The following is a 23773-nucleotide window of genomic DNA, read 5'->3' as shown; positions in this document are numbered from 1 at the left end:
GTCCTCGAGTCGATTTCGATATGAAGAGTTCTCTGTTGAACATCTCGGAATGGGTGCTCCGAGCGAACCCGAGATATGAATTAGTGTTGTTCGATCGGCTGCCACCCGAGCAGCGCGAGATGCTGAAAGACTTCCGGAAGGATCCTGACTTCTATGGACTTCTTCAGCCATCGGCGGAGTCAGGTCTGGGTGCGAAATCGGTCTCACGAGATATCGCTCTGCTCTACCTGACGCTACAGCAGCCGGGGAAGATCCCTGGATATGTACGCGAGAGGCTCGGAGAGCAGTGCAACCAGGAGATTACACGATTGATTCTTGACAGCGTGCTGGCTGTCGAGAAGGATGGCAAATTTCTTTGCGGAGCGGACGCTGCCGATTTGATCGACCCCGGCAATGAAGACGCTTCTACCTTTGCCGGTGCAGAAGGATTTATCGAGCGTCTTTCGCTGGAGGCTCTGCGCTACGGACAGGCCCTGGGACTTACGGATCGCCTGACCCTCTCCAACCGCCTCTACAATTACAACCGCACGCCGCTCTCACCGTTCTGGAAAAAAACTCTCGCAGGCCCGAACGGAATTGCCGAGTACCTGGGCATACAGAACGGAAAAAATCAGGACTTGCTTGATCGCGAGTGGTCGAAGATCTCCGACGCTGCCCTTAACGAAGGCTGGCTTGCCTGGCAATCACGCAGTTCTGGCTCACGCACTGCTTTCGGCAAGCCGACGAGAATCGGATGCAAACTATACATCAGTCCTAGAACGGACTGCTTCCAAGAGTTTTTGCCCACTATTCTTGCAGTGTTGAGCCGCTGCCGAGTGCGCCAATTCAAGATCGGCAAAGGCGCCCAGGGATTACTGCGTCCCGACAAAATGGTGGCTTACTTCAGCAGCTACGAGGATTTGATTGCAACAGCAGAGCAATTAAAGAGGGAATTGGTTGGATGCCCGGCACAGGGGGTGCCGTTTACTGCTGAGCTTAGTAGTGATGGTTTGCTGTCATGGGGAGTGGATCCGCCGGCAGAGGGGCAGGTGTTGCCTTGGCTGGGCCGTGAGAGCTGGCGGCTCTGGGTGACGAATCGGCTGGCCGTGGCGTTGATCGCAACGAGTACGGAGAACACGGCTAAGCTTGAGCCATGGCAATTCGCCCTGCGACGCCTGCAGCTTGAGGGCGTCGATACGCGTTCCTGGACACCGGCAGGGACAGATCAGAAGCGCAGCTTTGACGCGGAGGCTTATCCTGCATGAGCATCACCGATCCATGGGTTCTGCCCAAAGGCATCATCATCACTCCCGTTGAGGAACTTGCAGCTAAACTGCGCGAGCAAGTGGAGGCCAATGACGGCGACTTCGCTATCTCGCGTCCTCAGTCCCGCACCCCTTCCCGCATTCTCGATTCGCAATCCGCAGCCTTGTTGCGTGAGTTTGCAACCCCGAAGACGATTGGTCAGGCCGTGGCCTATTACAGCCGGGCGGTGGGAAGCGACCCGGAGCACACACTCGAAGATGCTCTTCCCATGCTCACCCAGCTGATTTCATGGCGATTGTTGGTTCCACCCGACTCCAACGACGCTGAGGAGATTCAGCCGTCCTTCCACGCTGGCGAAACCGTGGCGGGATGCGAAGTGCTGCAATGCTTTCAGGCTCTCGAGGATAGCGAGGTTTATCAAGTCAAGCGCCCAACCGGTCAAGTAGCTGCGTTGAAGATATTGCGCGTCGGCGCCCCCCCTGAAAGCAGCCGCATGTTTCATCGCGAAGCTGCAATCCTCCGCCGATTGGATGGCTCGGTGAGCCCCGCCCTGCTGGACGAAGGTGTATGGGAAGATCGCCGGTATCTCCTCCTTGAGTGGTGCAATGGGGTTGATGCGGGAAGTGCAGCCGCCATGCTGAGTCAGGACCGCAGCGCGGATGCCCAGCGTAAGCTATTTGATCTCTGTTGCAACATTCTCCGCGCATACTCTCGATTGCATGATCAGGGAGTTACGCATTCTGATATTCATCCCCGCAACCTTCTGGTGGACGATGCGAATAAGGTTACGATCGTCGATTTTGGTCTGGCCTGGGAGGAAAACGTAAATCAACAATTTGGCGAACCATACCGAGGAGGCGTTGGGTTCTACTTTGAACCGGAGTATGCAACAGCGGTCCGGCAGGGCAATCAACCTCCTTCCGCTAGTCGGCTTGGCGAGCAATATGCTCTGGCCGCGTTGCTCTACTCCCTTCTCACAGGCACAAACTACATCGATTTCTCCCTGACACGAGATGAGATGATGCGCCAGATCGCGGAGGACGGGCCCCTACCGTTCGATAGACGGGACATGGCTCGTTGGCCCGAAGCGGAGAGGGCGCTCGGCAAGGCGCTTAGCAAAGATCCGTCTGCGCGCTTTATCTCAATGTCCGAGTTTGCCGATGCTTTCAGTAGCGCCCCGATGCCGGAGGGTGGATGGATCCGGAGCGGTACCACCGTGGATGCGGCGGCTTTGGACCGTGTGCTGGAACATGAACTTGCCCGGGTCGGATTCTCCGGAGGCCTTATAAATTCCGGTCTACCTACTGCGCCCAAGGCTTCGTTGACGTACGGCGCCGCCGGAGTTGCTTATGCCCTCTATCGCATCGCGTGTCGACATCAGGACGCCGCGTTACTTTCGCTTGCCGACGTGTGGTGTCGTCGGGCGCTGTCGGAACCTGAGAACAACGATTCGTTCTACAACTCCGAAATTGAAATAACTCCGGAAATCGTCGGGCAGATTGCCCCCTACCACACATTGAGCGGAATCCATGCGGTGCACGCGCTGGTAAGTCATGCGATGTGCGACGTCCCCTCACAAGCCATCGCGTTGGAAGGCTTCATGGCGGCTTCGCAGAAACCATGCGACAACCTCGATCTTGCTCTGGGCCGCTCCGGCACGTTGCTCGTGAGCTCCCTGCTGCTGGACACTTTGGAAGAAGGCGACGTTTTGCCTCGCGCCCCGCTGATGGCATTTGGCAATCAGACCATGAAGTCGGTTTGGCAGGAGATTGAACAACAGCCTCCAATCCGTGAAGGGACGGTGATCACTTATCCCGGAATTGCGCATGGCTGGGCTGGGATTCTGTATGCCGCACTTTGCTGGCATGAGTCATCGGGATCAGAACTACCCTCCGGGCTGGAGGAACGACTGCAACAGCTCATGGAATGCGCCGAACCGTGGGGCAGCGGTGTCCGCTGGCCCTGGGTTCTTCCCCAAGGCAGGAAAGGCGGTGCGGCAAGCTATATGCCGGGCTGGTGTAATGGCACCGCAGGCCATATCTTCCTATGGACAGCCGCGCATCGCAGGTTCCGTAACGATGCGTATCTGCGGATTGCGGAAAAGGCCGCATGGAACGCGTGGGAAACCCCCAGTTCTATCACCAACCTTTGTTGTGGTTTTGCGGGGCAGGCATATGGACTATTGAACTTCTACAAGCACACAGGAGAAAACATCTGGTTAGAACGCGCTCGCGAACTGGCTTCCCGCGCCGCAGCATGGAACTCCGAAAACTATATGGAGTTCAAGTTGCCTCCGGAGAGCCTCTACAAAGGCGAGATGGGAGTTGCGCTGCTCGCCGCCGAGCTGTCTGCTCCCCATACTGCCTGCATGCCATTCTTCGAGCCGGAAGGGTGGCCCTCCCCACGTCGTATTACCAAGATTTAAACCCTTGCAGGAAGCGCAACGGCTCCTGGCGTTGCCCAGGTGAAAGCCTTTCTCAAGAGTCTTGCCAGAAAATCCAGACATATCCAACTCACAAACCCATTCAAAATTCTAGATTCTGGAAATGGGAAGCCGCGCCGAGCGATTCAAGTCCACGATTTCACTTTTCAGGAAATTTCAATTAGCGTGGGGCACTGTCCTTTCTTCTTCCCTTGACTATCTTCGCTAACGCGATTTACGGACGTGCGCAGGATGCAATTGATTCTCATTGAGGCGGTTTTATGTTAATAATATCCAGCCGGCGGCTAGTAGTCCTTCTCTTTTTAGGATTTCTCGTATGCGCTCAACCTCGGCCGCTCCTGTCTCAAACCAATGCCCAATCCCTGGGCATTTTTGAAGGTAGTACCGACGTCGGCAGCGTAAATCCTCCGGGAACTTTCGTCTACGATCCGGGCGCGGGCACCTACACGATTACCTCGGCGGGCGCCAATCTGTGGTCTACGGTCGACGGATTTGATTTCGTCTGGAAGAAGGTATCTGGCGATGTATCGCTGACGGCTGATATCGATTTTCCCAATAAGACCAGGAACCCCAGCCCCCATCGCAAAGCGCTGTTGATGTTTCGTCAGAGCCTTGACGCCGACGTTGTCTATGCCGACGCTGCGCAGCATGGTTCAGGCTTGACGGCGTTGCAATATCGAAGAGAGAAGGGCGCGACAACGCAGGACATTGAGTTGAATATCTCGTCGCCAAAGAGGATTCGCATCGAAAAGCGTGGCGATACGATCACCATGTTTTTAAGCCGGAACGGCGAGCCGCTTCATCAGGTGGGCGCGTCCATCAAGCTTCATTTCGACGAGCCATACTATGTCGGCCTTGGAGTCTGCTCTCATGATGTTAAGGTTGTGGAAAAGGCTGTCTTCTCCAACGTCGAACTCAAAACGCTGACGCCCGCCGCATCCTCTGCTCTTGCGCTTTACAGCACGCTCCAGACGATTGCCATTGACGAGAGTGCTCGCGTGGCAACGGTGATCTATACGACGCAAGGACACGTTGAAGCTCCCAACTGGACCAGAGATGGAAAGGCTTTGATCTTTAATCAGGACGGCAAAATTATGACGGTCCCCGTAACAGGCGGAACGCCCGAGGCGCTCGACATTGGCGCTGCCACGAAGTGCAACGGCAGCCACGGCCTTTCGCCTGATGGCAAGTGGCTGGCCATTAGTTGCAGTATGCCGGGAGAGCCTGAATCCCGCGTCTACATCATTCCCTCCAGCGGAGGAACGCCGCGCGTCGTCACCGAACATCCCGACTCGTACTTTCACAATTGGTCGCCCGACGCCAAGAAGATCATCTTTACTCGCCCGAGCCATGGCTCCGGCAACATCTACGCTATTCCGGCTGAAGGCGGAGAGGAGATAGCTCTGACCTCCGGCAGCGGCATCAGCGATGATCCGGATTGCTCGCCTGACGGCAAATACATCTATTTCAACTCCGACCGTAGCGGCAGTATGCAGATCTGGCGTATGCGCTCAGATGGCAGTGATCCGGAGCAGATGACCTTCGACGATCTGCCGAACTGGACACCTCACGCCTCGCCTGATGGAAAATCTATAGTCTTTCTCAGTTACGAAAAGGGGGTAACGGGACATCCGGTAAACAAAGATATCGCCCTCCGCATCATGTCTTTGGATACCAAAAAGGTGAGGGTGCTTGTGAACCTTGTTGGCGGTTCGGGCACCATCAATGTTCCGTCCTGGGCTCCGGATAGCCATCACCTTGCCTTCGTCAGTTATCAGATGCTTCCTGCACAAGACAATGGAAGTACTGAGTAAAAGCCTTTTCGGATTTGTTTGAAAATAGGTAGAGGTTGGAGATTCTTAGATACGAACACCGTTCAGAATTGTGCCCTGGAGTTGGCCCGAGGCATCGAAGACGTTGAAGTTTGCGGTTTTTCCGGCGTCGGTGTTCCCAATAACCTCTTCGAGGCCGAGCAGCGCTGCAGGATTGTGCGACGCCAACCGGACGGCCGTGTCGAGGGGCAATCCGGTGAAGCGTTGTAGATTCGCAACCGCGCGATCCATCGTGAGAACGCTGCCGGCGAGGCTGCCGTTCGCCATGGCTCGACCGTCCTTTACCTGCACCTGAAAGGTTCCCAGGGTGTAGGTCCCGTCCGGCATCCCGGTAGCCGACATGCTATCGGTTATAAGGATGGCTTTTTCCGGCCCCTTGGCTTTGAACCATAGGCGAACTACCTCCGGAGCAACGTGGATGCCATCGCAGATTAGTTCGGCGAAGAGCCGGTCGTCGTCGAGCACGGTGGCGATGACGCCGGGAGCGCGATGGTCAAGAGGACGCATGGCATTGAAGGTATGCGTGGCGCTGCGGGCTCCGGCTGCGATGGCGGCCTGTGCCTCTTCGGAAGTGGCATCGGTGTGTCCGATGCTGACCTTTACTCCTAGCGATGCAGCGTGTTCAATAAGCGCCAGTGCGCCGGGGATCTCGGGAGCGATGGTGATGATGCGGATCTGCCCCCGAGCAGCCTCGTAGAAGCGGTCGAAGAGCGCAATGTCCGGCGGAAGGATATCGGCTGGGGGGTGCACGCCTTTTCTTGCGTGCGAGATGAACGGGCCCTCGAGATGGATCCCGATAGGACGAGCCTCATTGGCGGCGCTGCGTGATTCGACAGCGTTGGCCAAGGCGTCCAGCGACCGAAGCGTCTGGTCGATAGGCGCGGTGACAGTAGTAGCGAGATAGTGTCCCACCCCTTTAGTAGCGAGAAACCTGTTAATGACGCCAAGTTCAGCGGGGCTGACATTCATTAAGTCGTAGTTAGCCGCGCCGTGCGTATGGATGTCGAAAAAGGTGCTAGTCAGAACATCTTCCGACGAGTTTGCTGGATCGGAATGAATGCTGGCAATTAAGCCATCCTGGTCGATAACAATGACGGGATGGTCGATAGCACCTTGCGAAGTACAAAGACGGCGGCCGGTAAGAGTAGTTGGCATCAAAATTAGTCTATTCCGGCTAGTGAATTGCCGCAGCCGGAGGTGGCGCTGGGATATCGAGTTCAGCCGCGGTCGGCAGAGTGTGGCTATCGGCCCATTGCCGCTGGGCGACGCGGATCTTGTCGCTGCGGGCGAGCCAGAGCCCAATGGTGTAGTCATAGTGCTCAAGCACAGGGCGAAGGGCATAGGGCCGGTTTGAGCGCAGCCAGGCCTGCTGATAGAGATCCCGGATGAGGGAATAAGTATCGCGCAGGTCGGCGATGCGTCCGTTGGTGCCGTTGATGGCAGAAAGCTCGCGTGCCACGTCCATGCGCTGCGCGTGGTCGGTGGTCATGCGCATGTCATAAGCGCGTTGGTAGCCTTGGGCGATCTCATCGGCTAGTTGAAATTTAAGGCCGATAAAGTCCATGCGGCGCGCTCCCAATTCGAGTGCGTCGATCGCATCCGTCTCCCGCAAGCTGGTTGGATTTGAAGGGTACGCATCGGCAGGGTTATAAGGCGCAGCGGTGGCCGAGAATGTCTTCGGCGGCGCTGGCGCGGCGGCTCGAGCTTCGGCGATGAGGGTAAGCGCCCGTTCGGCATGCAGACGGAGTTCATGGGTATAGGGTCGAATCTTGTCGGCGTAGACCTGACCATCCTTGCTCATGGGATCCAGCCAAAAAAGTCCGTCCGAGCCATCGCCGGTCTTGGCTTGTTGCTTCAGCAGATCGTGTGCCAGCATCATTTCCTTTTGCGCTTCATTCAAGTCGCCGGTCATGTCGCCATGAAAGACTTGGGCATAGGAATCTTCGAACTGTGGAATCGACGACTCGCCCTTCTGCCACGAAGCTGCAGCCCCGAAGAGGATCCCGTACCAGTTCATGTTTTCGAGGCCCTCGCCATCATCATTCCAAATGGTGGTGAGCGCCCCGGTTGAGCCAAGCCGCTGGCCGTCGCGAATGAACTCCTGAATATTAAGCAGCGCATAGCTGTTGTTGGGATAGACCCGCGACCAGTTGTTGACACCGGGCGCAACCCACGTCTCAAACCCTGCCTGGGTAAACGGAGTGAGATAGCGGTCGAACCCGCGTGGATCGGGATTGTAAGTCCACGCAATGGCGATTGTTGAGTCTTTGAACGACTGGGGCATCTTCTTCAAGAGGTCGGGCGAGTCCTGCGCAATGTCGCCCCAGAAGAGCAGTTTGCGATGCAGTGGCTGGAGTGCCGTGACGATGCGCTGCATAAAATCGAGATAGACTGCCCCCAGCCCGCGAGCGTCGACGTCGGCCTTGGTCTGGCCGGTGCCAAGATCGACAGTTTCATCGGCGCCAATATGTAGAAACGGTCCCGGATATAGGACTGCAAGCTCGTCGAACATTTGCTTGATCAGGGGAATGGAGCCGGGCTGTCCCGGCGCGAGAACGTCCCCATGAGGAGTTTCGGCGAGCGCAGAGTATTGCTCCCAGGTAAGGTTGTGATGTAGATGGCCGAAGGCCTCCTGCTCGGGAATGATGGTCACATGGTACGCCTGCGCATACGTCACCAAAGCCTTTGCGTCGGAGGCGGAGAGGCTGCCGCCCGGAGGCGCCATCAGCGGGTTGGAAGCGTACTGCTGCGTGTGCTCGAAGTAAGGGGAGTAGATATTGAGCTTATAGGTGGCGATCGTGCGGATCTGCTTCTTCTGAAAATCCAGGGTAGGCACCGGCCCGCGTGAGAGATCATCGTCGAGGCCGCGATACTTCATTGCTGGCCAGTCGCGAATATTTGCAGCGCGAAGGACCGCTCGCGGCCCATCGCCGACGATGAGCTGCTTCACGGTCTGCGCACCATAGAAGAGACCTTCGGCGGTGGCCGCAGTGACGGTAAGCGCATCGTGGCTGGCCGAGATGACGTAGCCTTCGGGCTTCATCTCGGCAGTGAAATTCGGAATTGGGTGGTTGGTGAGTCGCGTCAGCTCGATGACGAAGCCGGACGGCGAAACTGAGGAGATATTGCGCTGCTGCAGGCTGGTGCCAAGATCAGTGGCGGCGAAGTGGTCTTCTTCGGAGCATGGCGCGGCGCACACGACGCGGACCCCATTGGGCAGCGGCACGTCGGCGGTGGCATGCACCTCGCGCGGCATGGGGATCAGTTTGATGGAGGATTGTGCGGAGGCGAAGGTGGTCAGTGCGAGGAGCAGGAGCCCGCTGCGAAAAAATAGCATACGTAACGGTATATCAGCCAAAGCATAGATTGTGCAGGGCTCGTAGGTGTCCTTTTGTGACCTTTATGTCAAAAGAGTGTGAATAGACGGCAAAATTCGCGTTCTATTCACATTCGCTTGCAACCATAGTTTTCAAAGAGCAAGGCAGCGCGTGATCTGGCCATAAGGCTGGCTCGCCGGAAATCTGCCGGATGTTCTGTTCAACCTGAGAGGGCTCATGACGAAGCAACTACAAGCGGCTATGGCAGCGATACTGGTGTTAGGTACAGTGTCGATGCAAGCGCAGACCAGCACGACGCCGAAGAAATCGACCCACAAGAGAGTCGCAAAAAAGAAGGCAACCGAGAGCGCAACAGAGCGGCAGATCCGCGAACTCCGCGAGCAGATGCAGAGCCAGCAGGCCCAGATCGACAGCCTGAAGGAACAGAACGCCGATAAGGATGCCAAGCTGGCGACGGCATCGCAGGACGCGCAGGCTGCGAACACAGCGGCGGCACAGGCGCAGTCGCAGGCAGCGGGCGTAAGTTCGAGCGTACAAGCGAACACTGACGCAGTGAACACGCTGAACAGCACCGTGACGGATCTCAAGACAAAAAATGCAGATCTGGTGCAGACGGTCAGCGACACAAAGAAGGATTTGACCAAACAGATCGATGAGCCCCTGGCACTCCACTACAAGGGCGTCAAGATTACTCCCGTCGCTTTCTTCGCGGCGGAATCGGTCTACCGACAGCGTTCGTTGAACTCCGACATAAACACTCCTTTCAACTCCACGCCCTATCCGGGAGCGGCTCAGGCGCATACCAGCGAGTTCAACTTCTCCGGTCGCCAGAGTCGTTTGGGTGGACTGTTCGAAGGCAACACTGGGCCGTTCAAACTGTCCGGCTATTTTGAGGCCGACTTCCTCTCCGCTGGCGTCACCAGCAACGACAATCAGAGCAACAGCTACACGCTGCGTCAGCGCCAGATCTGGGGCCAGATTGCTACCCAAAAGGGCTTCGCCCTTACCGGCGGCCAGATGTGGTCGCTCGTGACCGAGACCAAGAAGGGAACCGACAACCGCACTGAGAACCTGCCGATGACCATCGACGCTCAGTATCACGTCGGTTTCAGTTGGGAGCGTCAGCCCGGCGTCCGCATCCAGCAGAGGCTCGGCATGGCAACGGTGGCAGTAGCGCTCGAAAATACACAGAATATCTTCTCGGCGTCGAATGCGAACTCGAACTTCTTCTTTGGCAATGCTGGTACGGGTGGCGGCTTGTATAACTCCACCGCGAATTACTCCAACAACGTGGCCCCCGACGTCATAGTGAAGGCCGCCTTCGATCCGAAGATCGGCCACTACGAGATCGGCGGACTCGCTCGCTTCTTCCGTGACCGCTACTACCCCGGCGTGACCACAGTTCCCACAACAGGAGCTACCGGCGCGGCAAACGACACCAAGACCGGCGGCGGCTTCTTTGCCAACGCCCGCGTCCCGGTAACGCGCTTTGCTGATGTCGGCGTACATGTCCTCGTAGGCACGGGTGTCGGTCGCTATGGCACCGCTACGCTTCCTGACACCACAGTTCACCCCGACGGAACCCTGGCAACCATCAAAGCCGATCAGGGGCTCTTCTCGCTTGAACTTCATCCCAACAAGAAGCTGGACCTGTTTGGCTACGCCGGCGGCGAGTATGCGCAGCGTACTGCATTCCTCAACCTGACCGGACCGAATGCGGGTAAACTCACCGGTTATGGCCCGAGAACGGCCAATAACACGGGCTGCGGCACGGAGCTTCCGCCAACGGGAGCCACTGGCTATAACCCTGCGGTCCCGGCGAACTGCACCGGAGCAACCCGTGCGGTTATCGAAGGCACAGGAGGCTTCACCTATCGCTTCTACAGCAGTCCCAAGTACGGCAAGCTGCAATATGCCATGCAGTATAGCTACCTTACGCGCAACGCCTGGAGCGGTGTAGGCGGAGCGCCCAAAGGGACCAACAACATGGTGTTCACGGGCATTCGTTACTACATTCCATAAATCAGCCATGTATCCATGTTGCAAAAAGGAGGGCGCTCTTCGGAGCGCTCTCCTTTTTTGTTCTGAGACAGATATTGTTCGTGGTGCGAGCAATTTTGATAGGCTTCAAAGGACAGCGCTCAGGCGCAATGGTTTTTTCAGAGGTGACAAAGATAATGCTTGACGAAAACAGGCTATTTCCTTCGGATAGTGCGGCACGTTCAGTGGCCGCGAAGCTGTATGAGACGGTGCGTGACCTGCCCATTATTTCGCCGCACGGGCACTGCGATCCGCGCTGGTTCGCCGAGGACAAGGCTTTTCCGAATCCTGCCGCGTTATTCATCACTCCGGACCATTATGTTTTCCGGATGCTCTACTCTCAGGGCGTTTCACTGGAGTCTCTTGGGATTCCCCAGCTAGATGGCGGCGAATCCGCCGACCCTCGCGAGGTCTGGCGCATCTTTGCCAGGCACTACTATCTCTTCCGCGGAACGCCTACCCGATTATGGCTGGATTATGCATTTGAGAAGCAATTTGGCTTGAAGGATCGGTTGAGTCCGCAAAACGCCGACTCTTACTACGATCTGATTGCGAAGGCGCTGGAAACACCGGAGTTTCGTCCGCGTGCGCTCTATGAAAAGTTCAACATCGAGGTGCTATCTACCACGGACACGCCCCTCGACACGCTGGAATTTCACAAAGCAATTAAGGAATCCGGATGGAAAGGAAGAGTCCTGCCCACCTTCCGCCCCGATTCAGTCATCGATGCGGAGTACGCAGGTTTCGTTCAAAATATAGAGAAGCTGGGCCAGATCACTGGTGAAGATATCGGGACATGGAAGGGTTATCTCAACGCGCTGCGCAACCGCCGTGCCTTCTTCAAGTCGATGGGAGCCACGGCTACAGATCATGGGCATCTGACAGCGCAGACAGCCGACCTCGATACCGCCACGGCGGAGTCGCTCTATCAGCGCATCCTTTCCGGCCACTCCGTGCCGCAGGAGCAGCAGATCTTTCAGGCGCAGATGCTGACCGAGATGGCAGGAATGAGCGTCGAAGACGGGCTGACCATGCAGCTTCATCCCGGCTCAGTACGCAATCACAACAAGCTGGTCTACGAGAAGTTCGGCCGCGATAAGGGCGCCGACATGCCTTCGCCCACCGAATATGTCCGCGCCCTGCGTCCGCTGTTGACCAAATACGGAAACGACTCGCGCCTTACCCTGATTTTGTTCACCCTCGACGAGACCTCCTACTCGCGGGAGCTGGCTCCGCTGGCCGGACACTACCCCGCGCTGCGGCTGGGCCCGCCTTGGTGGTTCCAGGACTCTCCCGAAGGCATGATGCGCTTCCGTGAGCAGGCTACCGAGACCGCAGGATTCTACAACACGGTAGGCTTCAACGACGATACGCGTGCCTTTCTGTCGATCCCGGCCCGTCACGACGTAGCTCGCCGGATCGACTGCGCCTTTCTCGGCAGACTAGTGGCGGAGGGCAGTCTGGACGAAGACGAAGCATTTGAAGTCGCCAAGGATCTGACGGTAAATCTGGCAAGGAAGGCCTACAAGTTGTAAGCCACCTGCGAAACATCGACGGGTTGAAAAGAGGGCCAGCGAATCTGCTGGCCCTCACCTCTAGCGAAGCGTCTCTCCCAGCAATTTCGTCAGCTTTTGAAAAGCGCGATCAGCCTCTTTCGGATTGAAGGCTGGGTTATCAGGAACAGTCCAGCCATGGTGCGCCTCTTTATAAGTCTCGCTCTCATAGCGGCCACCCCACTTCGCTAGCGCCTGCTCGAAGTGCTTGATGGCCTCCTCATCCATGCTCTTGTCGTTGGCGGCGTGGCCAAAGTAGAGCTGCGCAGTCACACGCGGGAGAACCAGGTGGGGGCTGGCGGGAGTGTCAGCTTTGTAGAGGCCGCCCCCGTGAAAAGAAGCTGCCGAGGCCACCTGTGATGGCCGGACAGCGGCCGCGCGCAGGGCAAGCGCTCCGCTGAAGCAGTAACCCACAACGCCGATTGGGCCGGGTCGGACGGCAGGTTGTGCCGTGAGGAAATCGACATAGGCGGCGGCATCCTCTTCCTGTGCGCCGGGTGTCAGCGGGGCTATAAGCTCTCCCATGCGCTGAATGGTCCGCGCCTCACCGGCTACCCTGGGAAAATTAAACACCGGCGGACGGCTTGTGCGATAGAAGGGATTGACCAGAAGCGCGACATAACCTTGCTCGGAAAGCCTTCGCGCCATGGTGCGGTTTGCCTCGCGAATGCTGCCGATATCAGGGAGATAAAGAACGCCTGGAAGCGGGGTGGAGGCGTTGGGGGAGAATAAAACGGCATCCGTAGCACCGCTCGGCATGGATATCTGGATGTCTTGTTCAGTCATGGATAGCTCCTTTGATAGCTCCTTGATCGGACTGTATAACACTTGCCGCTACAGGGTAAGATGAGTGTCTATGAGCCTCTTTTTTGCTGCCGGAAGTGCGACGACGGAGATGTCGCCGAGTGATGTGCGATCAAACCTTTTTAGCGCGCTGGATAAGCTGGGAAAACGAAAAAAAGTGCTGGCGGTTCCGCCGGACTTTACCCGGATGCACTCGCAGAGCGGCGTTCTGACGGAGCTGGCGTGGCAATACTACGGCGACAGCCTGACAGATGTGCTGCCCGCACTGGGAACGCATAAAGCGATGAGCGACGAGGAGATCGCGACCATGTTTGGCGCCACTCCAAGAGAGTTATTCCGTGTGCATGACTGGCGCAACGACATCGTGACCCTTGGCGAAGTTCCCAGCGAGTTTATGTACGAGGTGAGCGAGGGCAAGCTCGACTACACCTGGCCTGCGCAGGTGAATAAGTTGCTTCGCGATGGCGGCCATGACTTGATTCTGTCGATTGGCCAGGTGGTGCCGCACGAAGTAGTGGGCATGGCCAACTACAACAAGAATATCTTCGTCGGAACGGGCGGTTCAATGGGCATCCATCGCAGCCACTTCCTCGGCGCTGTTTATGGCATGGAGCGCATGATGGGCCGGGCAGACACTCCCGTGCGCCGGGTGCTGAACTATGCCAGCGACCACTTCGCGAAAGATATGCCCATTGTGTACGTACAGACGGTGATAGGGAAGAACGACGCAGGCCAATTGGTCATTCGCGGCATGTATGTAGGCGACGATGTCGAGTGCTTTGAGCGAGCCGCTGAGCTTAGCCTTCAAGTCAACTTCAAGATGATGGACCGCGAGATTAAGAAGGCCGTGGTCTTCCTCGATCCTCACGAATTTCGCAGCACCTGGCTGGGAAACAAGAGCGTCTATCGCACCCGCATGGCGCTTGCAGACAACGCCGAGCTGATCGTCCTTGCGCCCGGAGTGCATGAGTTTGGCGAAGATGCCGCAATCGATGTCCTCATCCGCAAGTACGGCTACTGCGGCACGCCACGAACCCTGGAGGCGGTAAAGGAAGATCCAGCGCTGGCTGGCAATCTAAGTGCAGCTGCGCACTTGATTCACGGCTCCAGTGAAGGCCGTTTCACGATTCGCTACTGCCCGGGACACCTCACCCGCCAGGAGATAGAGAGTGTCCACTTCGAGTACGGCGACCTCGCTGAAGCCATGGCAAAGTACACGCCAGAGACGCTTCAGGACGGCTGGAACACAGTCGACGGCGAAGAGATCTTTTACATCTCCAACCCGGGCCTCGGCCTCTGGGCCTATGAAGGCCGATTCAAAAAATAAAGAATTTGCAGCGAAGCCGGATTAATCGGTATGCTGGAGCAGGCGGAAATTGGTTAGACCAATTAGATCTGAGATTTGAGAAGGGTTTTTCATCATGAGCGAGGAATTGAGGCTTCCGAAGTTTTCATTGGGAGTGGGTGACCGGTTTGCGCATCAGGCAAAGGCGCAGCTTGCGGCATGTGTTATGGCTGCCGATGCAGGTGTTGAGGTCATTCCGGTGTGGAACAAGTCGAACCGGGAGCACATGATTATTGGATCGGAGCCGAGTCAGACGCGTGTTGCGGCTGACTTGGCGGTAAAAGAACTGGGATGGATGAAGCCGTACTTTCTGGATGCGGACCATATCAATCTCAAGACCGTAGGAAGGTTTTTGGAGCCGTGCGATTTCTTTACCCTGGACGTTGCGGATCTGATTGGACAACCAGCCGATCCCAAGGACGTGGAAGCCTTCGTCAAGCGGCATCCGGAGCTAGTGGGCACGGTGACGATTCCGCATATCGATGAGCCGTTCAAGACCGACGCCGCGTTTGTGACTGACGTTGCGAATAAATTTCTTGCAGCAGTACAGGATGCCGGACGCATCTATCGCTTTCTGGTGGAAAAGAAGGGAGCTGGAAAGTTTGTTCCTGAGGTCTCGATGGACGAGACGGACTCTCCGCAAACGCCAGTGGAGTTGCTGATTATTCTGGCGGCGATCGCCGACGAGAAGATTCCGATCCAGACGATTGCGCCGAAGTTTACGGGACGGTTCAATAAGGGCGTCGATTATGTGGGCGATGTCGCGCAGTTCACGAAGGAATTCAACGAAGATCTGGCAACCATCGCTTTCGCGGTCAAGACCTATGGGCTGCCGGATAACCTGAAGCTGAGCATTCACTCAGGCTCGGATAAGTTCTCGATTTATAACGCGGTTCATGACGCGGTAAAGAAGTTTGACGCCGGCGTTCATATGAAGACCGCAGGGACTACGTGGCTGGAAGAGCTGATTGGATTGGCGGAGGCTGGTGGAACTGGGCTTGAGATCGCCAAAGAAGTCTATGCGGAGGCCTATGCGCATAGCAAGGAGCTTTGCGCGCCCTACGCGACGGTGATCGACATCGATCCTGCGAAACTGCCGAAGCCAGAAGAGGTAAATGGGTGGACCAGTGAACAGTACACCTCGGCCCTTCGCCACGAGCAGGGCAACAAGGAATATAACCCGAGTTTCCGGCAATTGCTGCATGTCGGCTTCAAGGTCGCGGCAAAATTGGGCGATCGGTATCTGAGAGCGCTTGAGGCGAATGAAGAGGTTGTCGCAAAAAATGTGACAACGAATTTGTTCGAGCGGCACATCCGTCCGGTATTTCTCGGCAAATAGCTCTATAGTTTTTTAGGGCAATCTTGTCGGCTCATCTGGAGTTGATCTTCAGACAGATATGATGAATAGAATCATGCCCTGATGGGTATTGAAAATTGAGGAGAATGGCGCAATGAATCTTGGCTTCAACATTCCTGAAAAAGGCACACTGGATCTCCTGTCGCTCGGGGCAATGGTCACCCGTCTCGACCCGGGCATCATCCCATTTCGCAAAGCAACCGAGGTTGCGATTCACGTAAGCGGCGGCGAGTTCAACGTTGCGGCGAACCTGTCGGACTGCTTCGGCCTGAACACCGGCATAGCGACGGCAATGGTGTCCTATCCGATCGGCGATCTCGTCAATGAGCGCGTACGGGCGATGGGCGTCAAGCCTTTCTATAAGCGCTTCGAGCATGATGGCACACGCGGCCCGAATATCGCGACCGTGTACAGCGACCAGGGCTTTGGTGTCCGCGCCCCAGTGGTCTTCTACAACCGTAGCAATGAAGCGGCTGCGCTGCTCAAGCCGGGCGACTTTGACTGGAAGGCGATCTTTGCCCAGGGTGTTCGCTGGTTCCATAGCGGCGGCATTTTCTCCGCTCTCTCGGAGACGACTGCTGAGTTGCTGATTGAAGCTTTGAAGGCAGCCCGCGCCGCTGGCGTTATCTGCTCGTTCGACCTGAACTACCGCGAGAAGCTTTGGAAGACCGTCGGCGGAATCAAGCGTGCCCATGAAGTGCTTGGCAAGATCGTCGAGAACGTTGATGTGTTGGTCGGCAATGAAGAGGACCTGCAGAAGGGACTGGGTTTTGAAGGGCCGGAGGTTGGTGCCAGCTCCAAGCTCGATCCGAGCGTCTTCCTGTCGATGATCGATCAGGTGGTGAAGCGCTATCCCAACATCAAGATCGTTGCGACCACGTTGCGCGAGGTTCACAACACGAACCACCATAGCTGGAGCGCCGTAGCCTGGGTCAATGGCAAGACGGTGAACGCTCCGACCGCAGAGCTGAAGGTGCTCGATCGTGTCGGTGGCGGAGACGGTTTTGCCGCAGGCTTTATCTATGGTCTGCTCAGCGGAGCGGAGCCGGAAGAGGCGATCAAGCTGGGATGGGCTCATGGAGCGTTGATGACGACCTTCCCCGGTGATACCACGATGGCGACCCTTGATCAGGTCAAGGCGTTTGCCAGCGGCGGATCGGCACGAATTCAGCGTTAGTTCATTGCCTTGGTGAAGCGGTTCGTTCGCCAGGATCTATAAATTAGTGCGCGCTCCTGTTTTCTCCCTATCGGGGAAGACAGGAGCGCGCGTCCGGATTGAAAACTGTAAAACGAGGAGATTGAATGGGACACCCGTTGTTTGACTTGAGCGGCAAATCGGCCGTCGTGGTTGGTGGGACGTCGGGCATTGGCTTGGCGATGGCGATTGGGCTTGCAGACGCGGGTGCTGATGTGGTGGCAACATCGCGGCGCGCCGAACAGGTGGAAGAGGCTGCGAAAGCAATTGAGGCCAGGGGCCGCAAGGCACTTAGGTTGACGTCGGATGTGGGAGATCGTGCTTCTCTCCAAGCGGTGCTGGATGAGACGCTGAAGGCGTTTGGCAAGGTCGATATTCTGATCAATTGTGCCGGCAAAATCAAGCGCGAGCCGACGCTTACTGTGTCCGAAGAGACCTGGGACGACATTATGGATACGAATGTGACCGGGACGCTACGTGCATGCCAGATTTTCGGAAAGCACATGCTGGAACGTGGCTATGGAAGAATCATCAATATTGCTTCGCTCAATACCTTTGTCTCGCTCAAAGAAGTTACTGCCTATGCAACCAGCAAGGCTGCTGTGGGTGCGCTGACCAAGTCGCTGGCCGTCGAATGGAGTTCGCAGGGCGTGACAGTCAATGCGATTGCTCCCGGGGTGTTTCGTACCCCGTTGAACCAGAAGTTGCTGGACGAGAGCGACCGTGGCAAGGAACTTCTGATGCGGACGCCCCTGGGTCGCTTCGGCAAGACAGAAGAGTTGATTGGCGCTGCGGTGTTTCTGTCGAGCGACGCCTCTACCTTTGTTACCGGAGAGATTCTGGTGGTCGATGGCGGGTTCCTCGCCAGCGGCGTAAACCAATAACAGCTCGAAAACTCTTCATAATATATAAGCCAGCCGTTATTTGAAGATAACGGCTGGCTTTTTTGCTAGCCAAGCCATTTTGGATTGGCGGCTGTACCGTCAAACTGGCTTGTCGTTTTGAATAACTCGAATTTCCCTTCGCTGGCGGCTTCGCGGGTGCGATCGAGCAGACTTGCAATCTGAGTTTGGGTGAGCGGCTTGAAGGTCTTTGCGGCTTGAATGGCCTGATCGAGGACGGTTGGCGAATCGATACCGGTGATGACGACAGAGACCGGTTGTGTAAGTCCGTAATGAAGGGCTTCGATGGGTTCTATCGTCTTGCTGCGCAGGATGTGGTTATCGCCGAAGGTCTTCATGGCGAGGACTCCGGTGCCTTGCTTGAGCGCGACGGGAATAACCTCCTTCGTAAAAGAACGAAAGTGGGCGTCCATAACGTTGACCGGCATCTGGACGGTGTCGAAGTGGAAGCCGTGCTTCTCCGCTGTCTCGAACATGCGCAGATGGACCGCTGGGTCCTTGTGCCCTGTAAAGCCGATATAGCGGATCTTTCCGGCCTGCTTTGCAGCGACAGCGGCTTCGAGCGCGCCGCCTGGCGCAAAGACGCGGTCGGGGTCTTCCATGCGGATGATCTCGTGAAACTGGACGAGGTCAATAACATCGGTCTGAAGGCGTCCGAGAGATTCTTCGAGCTGCTTGTTGTAGGCCTCTTTGGTGCGGCCGTCCATCTTGGTCATGAGGAAGACCTTGTTGCGATAGCCGTCGCGGAGTGCCTGTCCCATGCGAACTTCGCTGATGCCACCGTTATAGTCCCAGCAGTTATCCATGAAGGTGATGCCGCGATCGATAGCCTGCCGAATGAGATGAATACTTTCCTTGGCGTCTGGCTGTTTGCCGATATGGAAACCGCCCAGGCCGATGGCGGAGACCCGTTCGCCGGTCCTGCCAAGCTCGCGATAGATCATGTCAGGCGATTCGGGTCTGGTGGCGGCACTGGATGGTTTTGCGGCAGAGGCGGACTGGCCGAGGCCCGTGCCTGTGGCCGCAGTGACTCCGACCGCTGTCGCTGCTTTGATAAAGCTTCTGCGTTCCATGGGCACTCTCCTGCTTTGCCAGTTGCTTGCAAAGTTGGATGCAGCCAGTGCCTAAGGAAGCTACCTGCTTGCCGCGCGAGCGATCAGCGTGGCGGTGTAAGCGGCGCCGAAGCCGTTGTCGATATTGACGACACAAACATTTGGCGAGCAGGAGTTGAGCATGCCTAAAAGGGCTGCTGCCCCGGCGAAAGAGGCTCCGTAACCGACCGAGGTTGGGACCGCGATCACAGGGACACCGACCAGGCCGCCCACAACGCTGGGGAGGGCACCCTCCATGCCGGCGCAGACGATGACCGCGTCGGCCGTGACAAGAGAATCGCGCTGGGCCATCAGGCGGTGAAGGCCGGCAACTCCGACGTCGTAGAGCCGGGTGACTTTGGTGCCGAAGAGTTCGGCGGTGACAGCCGCCTCTTCAGCGGCGTAGAGATCGCTGGTTCCGGCGCAGAGGATGGCGATGTGGCCTAGCGGCTCGGCTGCGGGCGATTGCCGGAGGGTGATGGCCCGTGCCTGCTGGTGATACCGGGCGGCCGGAGTGATGGCGAGGACTGCCGCTGCCGTGGCCTCGTCGGCTCGCGTGGCGAGGACGTCGATGCCGGTTGCGGCCATGCGCGAGAAGATTTCCGCAGTGTGCTCGGCAGATTTTCCTGCCGCATAAATAACCTCTGGCAGACCGTTACGGAGCGACCGGTGGTGATCGATCTTGGCGTAATCGAGGTCTTCAAAGGGAAGTGTGGCGAGGCGGGCGGAGGCTTGCTCCGGGGAGACGCTGCCGAGTTGGACTTCAGCGAGGAGTTCGAGAAGGGACGATTTATTCATTTTGATTTACTGGCGTGATAGGCGGCGATAGCAGTTTGGATGACTTGCTTGACGGGAACGTTATGGGTCGCGGCGGCGGTGCGGCAGTCTTCAAATTCCGGAGTTGCGTTAAATTCTTCTTCGGCGAGTGAGCCTACCTTGATGCGAATGTCTCCATAGGCTGTGGTGACGGACCGATGGCTACGGCTGAGGCAGGAACGCTGCTCCTGATGGATGCGGATGCCAAGAGTACTGGTCTCACGCAAGAGGAAACGTTCGAAAGCAGGTACTTTGTCGGGGTCGCAGAGGATGGTTAAAAGCGTGCCGGGCCGACCCTTCTTCATCAGGACCGGGGTAAGCATGACATCGAGCGCACCTTGCTGGAGGGCCTGTTCAGTGACATGAGCAATGATTTGAGGATTGAGATCGTCGATGGCGGTTTCGAGAACAGCCACAGTGTCTGTGCTCGTGTTCTGCCCTGATTCGCCGATGTTCAAACGCAAAACGTTGGGAAAGCCCTTGGGATCGCGGGTCCCGGCTCCGTAACCTATGCTTTGGACACGCATCGCGGGCTGCTGGCCAAAGGTAGGAGCAAGCGCGCGAATTAGGGCTGCGCCGGTGGGAGTGACCAGTTCCATTTGCGGTTCGGCGGAGTAGGTGGGGAAGCCGCGGAGCAGGTCTGCCGTAGCCGGGGCGGGGACGGGAAAACGCCCGTGGGCACAGTCGATTGTGCCTCCTCCAACGTTAAGGGGAGAGCAAAACCACTGATCGATTGCGAGCGCATGAATCCCGGCGGACGCGGCGACGATGTCCGCGATGGCGTCAATGGCGCCGACTTCGTGGAAGTGGATCTTTTCTACGTCTACGTTGTGGATTCTGGCTTCGGACGCTCCGAGGAGTTCGAAGGCCTGGATCGCTGTCTGTTTGACTTGGGGAGCTAAAGTGCTCGATTCGATGATCTTGCGGATTGCGCTTAAGTGGCGTCCATGATGATGTCCACTTTTCTTTTCGGCGTGGCTGTGTGTGTGGGCCGCTTCATGATTGTGATCGTGAACGTGGGTATTGCTGCCCTCGTCGTGGTTTTTCGTTTGGGAAACCTGGGGTTCGGACAGGTCCTTTTCGTCGGCTACGTGGGTTCCGTCGAGGACGAAGACCTTGGTCGAGGAGATGCCGCTGCGGTCGACCTTCTCAATTCTGAGGGATGCTCCGAGGTTGAGGGAGGCGATGGCTTCGTGGAGGACCTGAGGGGCGACTCCGGCGTCGAGCAGAGCGCCGAGGAACATGTCTCCGCTGATGCCGGCAAAGCAGTCGAGGTAAGCGATGCGCATGTGGCTATTCTTTCACGGCGATGGAAAGATTTGGACGCTTCACTGACCGGCGGGAGTAATGGACGCGGCAGGGAGTATGTCGTTCATACTGCCGGAGCGGTAGCCCTGGGTGTCGAGGGTGATATAGAGGAAGCCGATGGCGCGCAGAGCGGCGGTGATACGGTCGAGAGTTTCAAGCGAAAGGGCGCGGGGAAGTTCTTCGCGGGCGATCTCAATTCGCGCCAGATCGCCGTGGTGACGAACGCGGACCTGCTGGAAGCCAAGGGCGTGGAGGGCCTCTTCGGCCTGCTCGACCTGCGAGAGGTTCTCGCGGGTAACCGGGCGGCCGTACTCGATACGTGAGGAGAGACAGGCTGAGGCTGGCTTGTCCCACACTTTGAGACCGGCTTCATGGGCGAGCTGGCGAATCTCGGCCTTGGTGAGCTGTGCAGTCACCAGGGGGGCGACGGCGTGGTGTTGGGCGGCAGCCTGCTGGCCCGGGCGAAACTCGCCGCGGTCGTCGAGGTTCATGCCGTAGGCGATGTGCCGGAAGCCTCGAGTCTCGCGTTCGGACTCCATGCGCGTGAAGAGCTCGTCCTTGCAGTGGAAGCAGCGTTTGCTGTCGTTGCGTTGGTAATCGGGATTTTCCAGCTCCTCGGTGTGCAGAATCTGGACCGGAATGTTGTACTGGGCGGCAAAGTCTAGGGCTGCGGCCAGTTCAGCGCGGGGCAGGGATGCGGAGTCCGCGATAACGGCCAGCATGTTGTCGCCGAGGACTTGATGAGCGGCATAGGCAAGGTAGGCGGAGTCGGTTCCGCCGGAGTAGGCAACGAGAAGGCCACCGAGGTCGCGAAGGGTGGTCTGCAGAAGTGCGGATTTTTGCGCAAGGTCCATTTGGGTCGCCCTGACCTCTATTGTAGGAGAGATGCTGTCGTCGCTGAAAAAGCCGCAGTATTTCGAGAAAGCGAATGGCGAGTGTAAAGTCAGATTCCTCACCGGGCTTTTTATAGTGGGATGTTGGATGGATGACCATCGGCGGAGTAAGCTTCGTGTACTGCCTGACTATTTCTGAAAACTAAATAGATGGGTTGAAGGAGATATTGTGAAGATTCGTAGCCTGATCCTTGGTGCCATTGCATTCGTTGTATTGGCGGGAGCCGTTGTTCCTGCAAATGCCGCGGTGCATCATCACCACCGTCATCATCATCGCCATCACAGACGCTAGCATTTATGCGCTGGAAGAGAGGCCCGGCCGCAAGGTTTCGGGCCTTTTTTCGTGGCTGCAGAAGGGTTTATGGGTGACAGCTTCGATAGATGCGGCTTATGGGCACCAAAGCTGTTAGAATCTATAAAATCCACTCCTCTGGAGAGGCAATGCAAGCAATACTGGCGCTTGAAGACGGGCGCATCTTTCGTGGCAAGAGTTTTGGCGCAGGAGCGGAATGCTCCGGCGAGGTGGTCTTCAATACATCGCTGACCGGCTATCAGGAGATCTTTACCGATCCCTCCTATGCGGGCCAGATTGTGGTTCTAACGAATCCGCATATTGGAAACTATGGGACGACACCGCACGATGCGGAGGCCACACGGCCTTACATCGAAGGGTTGGTGACGCGTGAGTTTTCGCCGATGAGTTCGAACTGGCGCTCGACGCAGGTTGCCGATGAGTATCTTGAGCGCTATGGCGTGCCGGTGATCGCGGAGATCGACACACGGGCTGTGGTGCGGCATCTGCGCGCCAATGGCGTGATGCGTGGCGTGATTGCGAGTGGCGAGAACCTGGATGTAGATGCGCTGGTTGCGAAGGCGCGCTCGATCAAGAAGATGGAAGGCACCGATCTTGCCAGCATCGTGACAACCAGAACCGTATACCAATGGGATGCCAACGAGCCGAAAAACCAGACTGGTGATTCTCTGCTGATGCCTTCGGAAAATGCGGAAGGGAAGCAGATGCATGTGGTGGCTTATGATTTCGGCATCAAGGAAAACATTCTGCGGATGCTGACGCGCGAGAACTGCAGGGTGACTGTTGTTCCGGCGAAGACTCCTGCCGAAGAAGTACTGGCGTTGAATCCAGACGGAGTCTTCTTCTCCAATGGGCCGGGCGATCCGGAACCGCTGGAGTATGCGGTCGAAAATGTGAGGAAATTGCAGGGAAATATTCCCATCTTCGGGATCTGTTTAGGACACCAGATATTTGGGCTGGCGCTCGGTGGCAAGACCTACAAGCTGAAGTTTGGGCATCATGGCGGCAACCATCCGATCATGAACCACCAGACCGGCAAGGTGGAGATTACGGCTCAGAACCATAACTTCAATGTCGATCCGGAATCGCTGCCGGCGAATGTCGAACGGACGCATACGAACCTGAACGATCAGACGCTGGCTGGGTTGAAGCATAAGACCGATCCCATGTTCAGCGTGCAATATCACCCGGAGGCAAGTCCGGGGCCGCACGATTCGCATTATCTCTTCCGGGATTTTCGGAAGATGATGGAAGAGTGGAAGAAGTAAAACTAAAGGCGCGGCTTTGGTCGCGCATTT

At 57.0% G+C, this 23773-nt stretch carries 18 protein-coding genes; 10 read left to right on the top strand and 8 right to left on the bottom strand.

Translation table 11 applies throughout. The features are described 5' to 3' along the window. Positions 1-20 precede the first annotated feature (20 nt). The 3 genes from P4G45_RS08695 to P4G45_RS08685 all read left to right on the top strand — a co-directional run bounded on the left by P4G45_RS08695 (position 21) and on the right by P4G45_RS08685 (position 5502). Positions 21-1244, top strand: coding sequence for a hypothetical protein (locus tag P4G45_RS08695; protein ID WP_348266086.1), 1224 nt, complete (start codon positions 21-23; stop codon positions 1242-1244). Next, a complete protein-coding gene (locus P4G45_RS08690) occupies positions 1241-3670 on the top strand; it encodes a lanthionine synthetase LanC family protein (RefSeq protein WP_348266085.1) in 2430 nt (809 codons plus the stop codon). Before P4G45_RS08695 ends, P4G45_RS08690 begins: the two co-directional genes overlap by 4 nt. Positions 3671-3948: 278 nt before the next feature. Then, on the top strand, positions 3949-5502 hold the full coding sequence (locus tag P4G45_RS08685; protein WP_348266084.1) for a hypothetical protein: 1554 nt from the start codon (positions 3949-3951) through the stop codon (positions 5500-5502). Positions 5503-5547: 45 nt separating this feature from the next. Here P4G45_RS08685 and nagA read toward each other — a convergent pair whose 3' ends face one another. Together nagA and P4G45_RS08675 are read right to left on the bottom strand one after the other, a co-directional pair. Beyond that, positions 5548-6675, bottom strand: coding sequence for an N-acetylglucosamine-6-phosphate deacetylase (gene nagA, locus P4G45_RS08680; protein ID WP_348266083.1), 1128 nt, complete (start codon positions 6673-6675; stop codon positions 5548-5550). A gap of 19 nt (positions 6676-6694) precedes the next feature. Then, complete coding sequence (locus P4G45_RS08675; RefSeq protein ID WP_348266082.1) at positions 6695-8857, bottom strand: glycoside hydrolase family 20 zincin-like fold domain-containing protein; 2163 nt, start codon at positions 8855-8857, stop codon at positions 6695-6697. Between the two features lie 217 nt (positions 8858-9074). On the opposite strand from P4G45_RS08675, the gene P4G45_RS08670 reads away from it, so the two are divergent. Both P4G45_RS08670 and uxaC read left to right on the top strand, forming a co-directional pair. Continuing rightward, entirely contained in the window at positions 9075-10880 is a 1806-nt protein-coding gene (locus tag P4G45_RS08670) for a hypothetical protein (protein ID WP_348266081.1), read from the top strand. 155 nt (positions 10881-11035) lie between these two features. Continuing rightward, the gene (uxaC, locus tag P4G45_RS08665; protein ID WP_348266080.1) at positions 11036-12433 is read left to right on the top strand and encodes a glucuronate isomerase; all 1398 of its coding nucleotides are present in this window, start codon (positions 11036-11038) and stop codon (positions 12431-12433) included. 60 nt (positions 12434-12493) lie between these two features. On the opposite strand, the gene P4G45_RS08660 is transcribed toward uxaC, so the two are convergent. After that, entirely contained in the window at positions 12494-13237 is a 744-nt protein-coding gene (locus tag P4G45_RS08660) for a dienelactone hydrolase family protein (protein WP_348266079.1), read from the bottom strand. A gap of 70 nt (positions 13238-13307) precedes the next feature. Between P4G45_RS08660 and P4G45_RS08655 the strand changes: the two genes are divergently transcribed. The 4 genes from P4G45_RS08655 to P4G45_RS08640 all read left to right on the top strand — a co-directional run bounded on the left by P4G45_RS08655 (position 13308) and on the right by P4G45_RS08640 (position 18036). Then, complete coding sequence (locus P4G45_RS08655) at positions 13308-14582, top strand: lactate racemase domain-containing protein (protein WP_348266078.1); 1275 nt, start codon at positions 13308-13310, stop codon at positions 14580-14582. Positions 14583-14676: 94 nt separating this feature from the next. After that, entirely contained in the window at positions 14677-15939 is a 1263-nt protein-coding gene (locus P4G45_RS08650; RefSeq protein ID WP_348266077.1) for a tagaturonate epimerase family protein, read from the top strand. Between the two features lie 112 nt (positions 15940-16051). Further along, the gene (locus P4G45_RS08645; protein ID WP_348266076.1) at positions 16052-17134 is read left to right on the top strand and encodes a sugar kinase; all 1083 of its coding nucleotides are present in this window, start codon (positions 16052-16054) and stop codon (positions 17132-17134) included. Between the two features lie 125 nt (positions 17135-17259). Further along, positions 17260-18036, top strand: a complete 777-nt coding sequence (locus P4G45_RS08640) for a glucose 1-dehydrogenase (protein ID WP_348266075.1) — start codon at positions 17260-17262, stop codon at positions 18034-18036. Between the two features lie 65 nt (positions 18037-18101). On the opposite strand, the gene P4G45_RS08635 is transcribed toward P4G45_RS08640, so the two are convergent. From P4G45_RS08635 to P4G45_RS08615, 5 genes are all read right to left on the bottom strand, one after another. After that, on the bottom strand, positions 18102-19127 hold the full coding sequence (locus tag P4G45_RS08635; RefSeq protein WP_348266074.1) for an aldo/keto reductase: 1026 nt from the start codon (positions 19125-19127) through the stop codon (positions 18102-18104). A gap of 60 nt (positions 19128-19187) precedes the next feature. Continuing rightward, positions 19188-19943 (bottom strand): nickel pincer cofactor biosynthesis protein LarB, encoded by a 756-nt coding sequence (gene larB / locus P4G45_RS08630; protein ID WP_348266073.1) that lies wholly within the window; start codon positions 19941-19943, stop codon positions 19188-19190. Further along, on the bottom strand, positions 19940-21250 hold the full coding sequence (larC, locus tag P4G45_RS08625; protein ID WP_348266072.1) for a nickel pincer cofactor biosynthesis protein LarC: 1311 nt from the start codon (positions 21248-21250) through the stop codon (positions 19940-19942). Before larC ends, larB begins: the two co-directional genes overlap by 4 nt. A gap of 39 nt (positions 21251-21289) precedes the next feature. Then, entirely contained in the window at positions 21290-22123 is an 834-nt protein-coding gene (gene larE, locus P4G45_RS08620; RefSeq protein ID WP_348266071.1) for an ATP-dependent sacrificial sulfur transferase LarE, read from the bottom strand. Between the two features lie 181 nt (positions 22124-22304). Beyond that, complete coding sequence (locus P4G45_RS08615; RefSeq protein ID WP_348266070.1) at positions 22305-22457, bottom strand: hypothetical protein; 153 nt, start codon at positions 22455-22457, stop codon at positions 22305-22307. Between the two features lie 146 nt (positions 22458-22603). Between P4G45_RS08615 and carA the strand changes: the two genes are divergently transcribed. Beyond that, positions 22604-23743 (top strand): glutamine-hydrolyzing carbamoyl-phosphate synthase small subunit, encoded by a 1140-nt coding sequence (gene carA, locus P4G45_RS08610; protein ID WP_348266069.1) that lies wholly within the window; start codon positions 22604-22606, stop codon positions 23741-23743. Positions 23744-23773 lie beyond the last annotated feature (30 nt).

The sequence above is a fragment of the Edaphobacter paludis genome, from assembly GCF_039993895.1.
Classification (GTDB): Bacteria; Acidobacteriota; Terriglobia; order Terriglobales; family Acidobacteriaceae; genus Edaphobacter; species Edaphobacter paludis.
The sequence above is the reverse complement of the archived record's forward strand: the minus strand, read 5'-3'. Positions and strand labels throughout refer to the sequence as shown.

Coding starts and splice junctions, on each gene's coding strand:
- larB (WP_348266073.1), bottom strand. CDS start 19,943: ATGAATAAATCGTCCCTTCTCGAACTCCTCGCTGAAGTCCAACTCGGC.
- P4G45_RS08655 (WP_348266078.1), top strand. CDS start 13,308: ATGAGCCTCTTTTTTGCTGCCGGAAGTGCGACGACGGAGATGTCGCCG.
- P4G45_RS08640 (WP_348266075.1), top strand. CDS start 17,260: ATGGGACACCCGTTGTTTGACTTGAGCGGCAAATCGGCCGTCGTGGTT.
- P4G45_RS08675 (WP_348266082.1), bottom strand. CDS start 8,857: ATGCTATTTTTTCGCAGCGGGCTCCTGCTCCTCGCACTGACCACCTTC.
- P4G45_RS08635 (WP_348266074.1), bottom strand. CDS start 19,127: ATGGAACGCAGAAGCTTTATCAAAGCAGCGACAGCGGTCGGAGTCACT.
- P4G45_RS08645 (WP_348266076.1), top strand. CDS start 16,052: ATGAATCTTGGCTTCAACATTCCTGAAAAAGGCACACTGGATCTCCTG.
- P4G45_RS08650 (WP_348266077.1), top strand. CDS start 14,677: ATGAGCGAGGAATTGAGGCTTCCGAAGTTTTCATTGGGAGTGGGTGAC.
- carA (WP_348266069.1), top strand. CDS start 22,604: ATGCAAGCAATACTGGCGCTTGAAGACGGGCGCATCTTTCGTGGCAAG.
- P4G45_RS08690 (WP_348266085.1), top strand. CDS start 1,241: ATGAGCATCACCGATCCATGGGTTCTGCCCAAAGGCATCATCATCACT.
- P4G45_RS08660 (WP_348266079.1), bottom strand. CDS start 13,237: ATGACTGAACAAGACATCCAGATATCCATGCCGAGCGGTGCTACGGAT.
- P4G45_RS08670 (WP_348266081.1), top strand. CDS start 9,075: ATGACGAAGCAACTACAAGCGGCTATGGCAGCGATACTGGTGTTAGGT.
- P4G45_RS08695 (WP_348266086.1), top strand. CDS start 21: ATGAAGAGTTCTCTGTTGAACATCTCGGAATGGGTGCTCCGAGCGAAC.
- P4G45_RS08615 (WP_348266070.1), bottom strand. CDS start 22,457: ATGCTAGCGTCTGTGATGGCGATGATGATGACGGTGGTGATGATGCAC.
- nagA (WP_348266083.1), bottom strand. CDS start 6,675: ATGCCAACTACTCTTACCGGCCGCCGTCTTTGTACTTCGCAAGGTGCT.
- uxaC (WP_348266080.1), top strand. CDS start 11,036: ATGCTTGACGAAAACAGGCTATTTCCTTCGGATAGTGCGGCACGTTCA.
- P4G45_RS08685 (WP_348266084.1), top strand. CDS start 3,949: ATGTTAATAATATCCAGCCGGCGGCTAGTAGTCCTTCTCTTTTTAGGA.
- larE (WP_348266071.1), bottom strand. CDS start 22,123: ATGGACCTTGCGCAAAAATCCGCACTTCTGCAGACCACCCTTCGCGAC.
- larC (WP_348266072.1), bottom strand. CDS start 21,250: ATGCGCATCGCTTACCTCGACTGCTTTGCCGGCATCAGCGGAGACATG.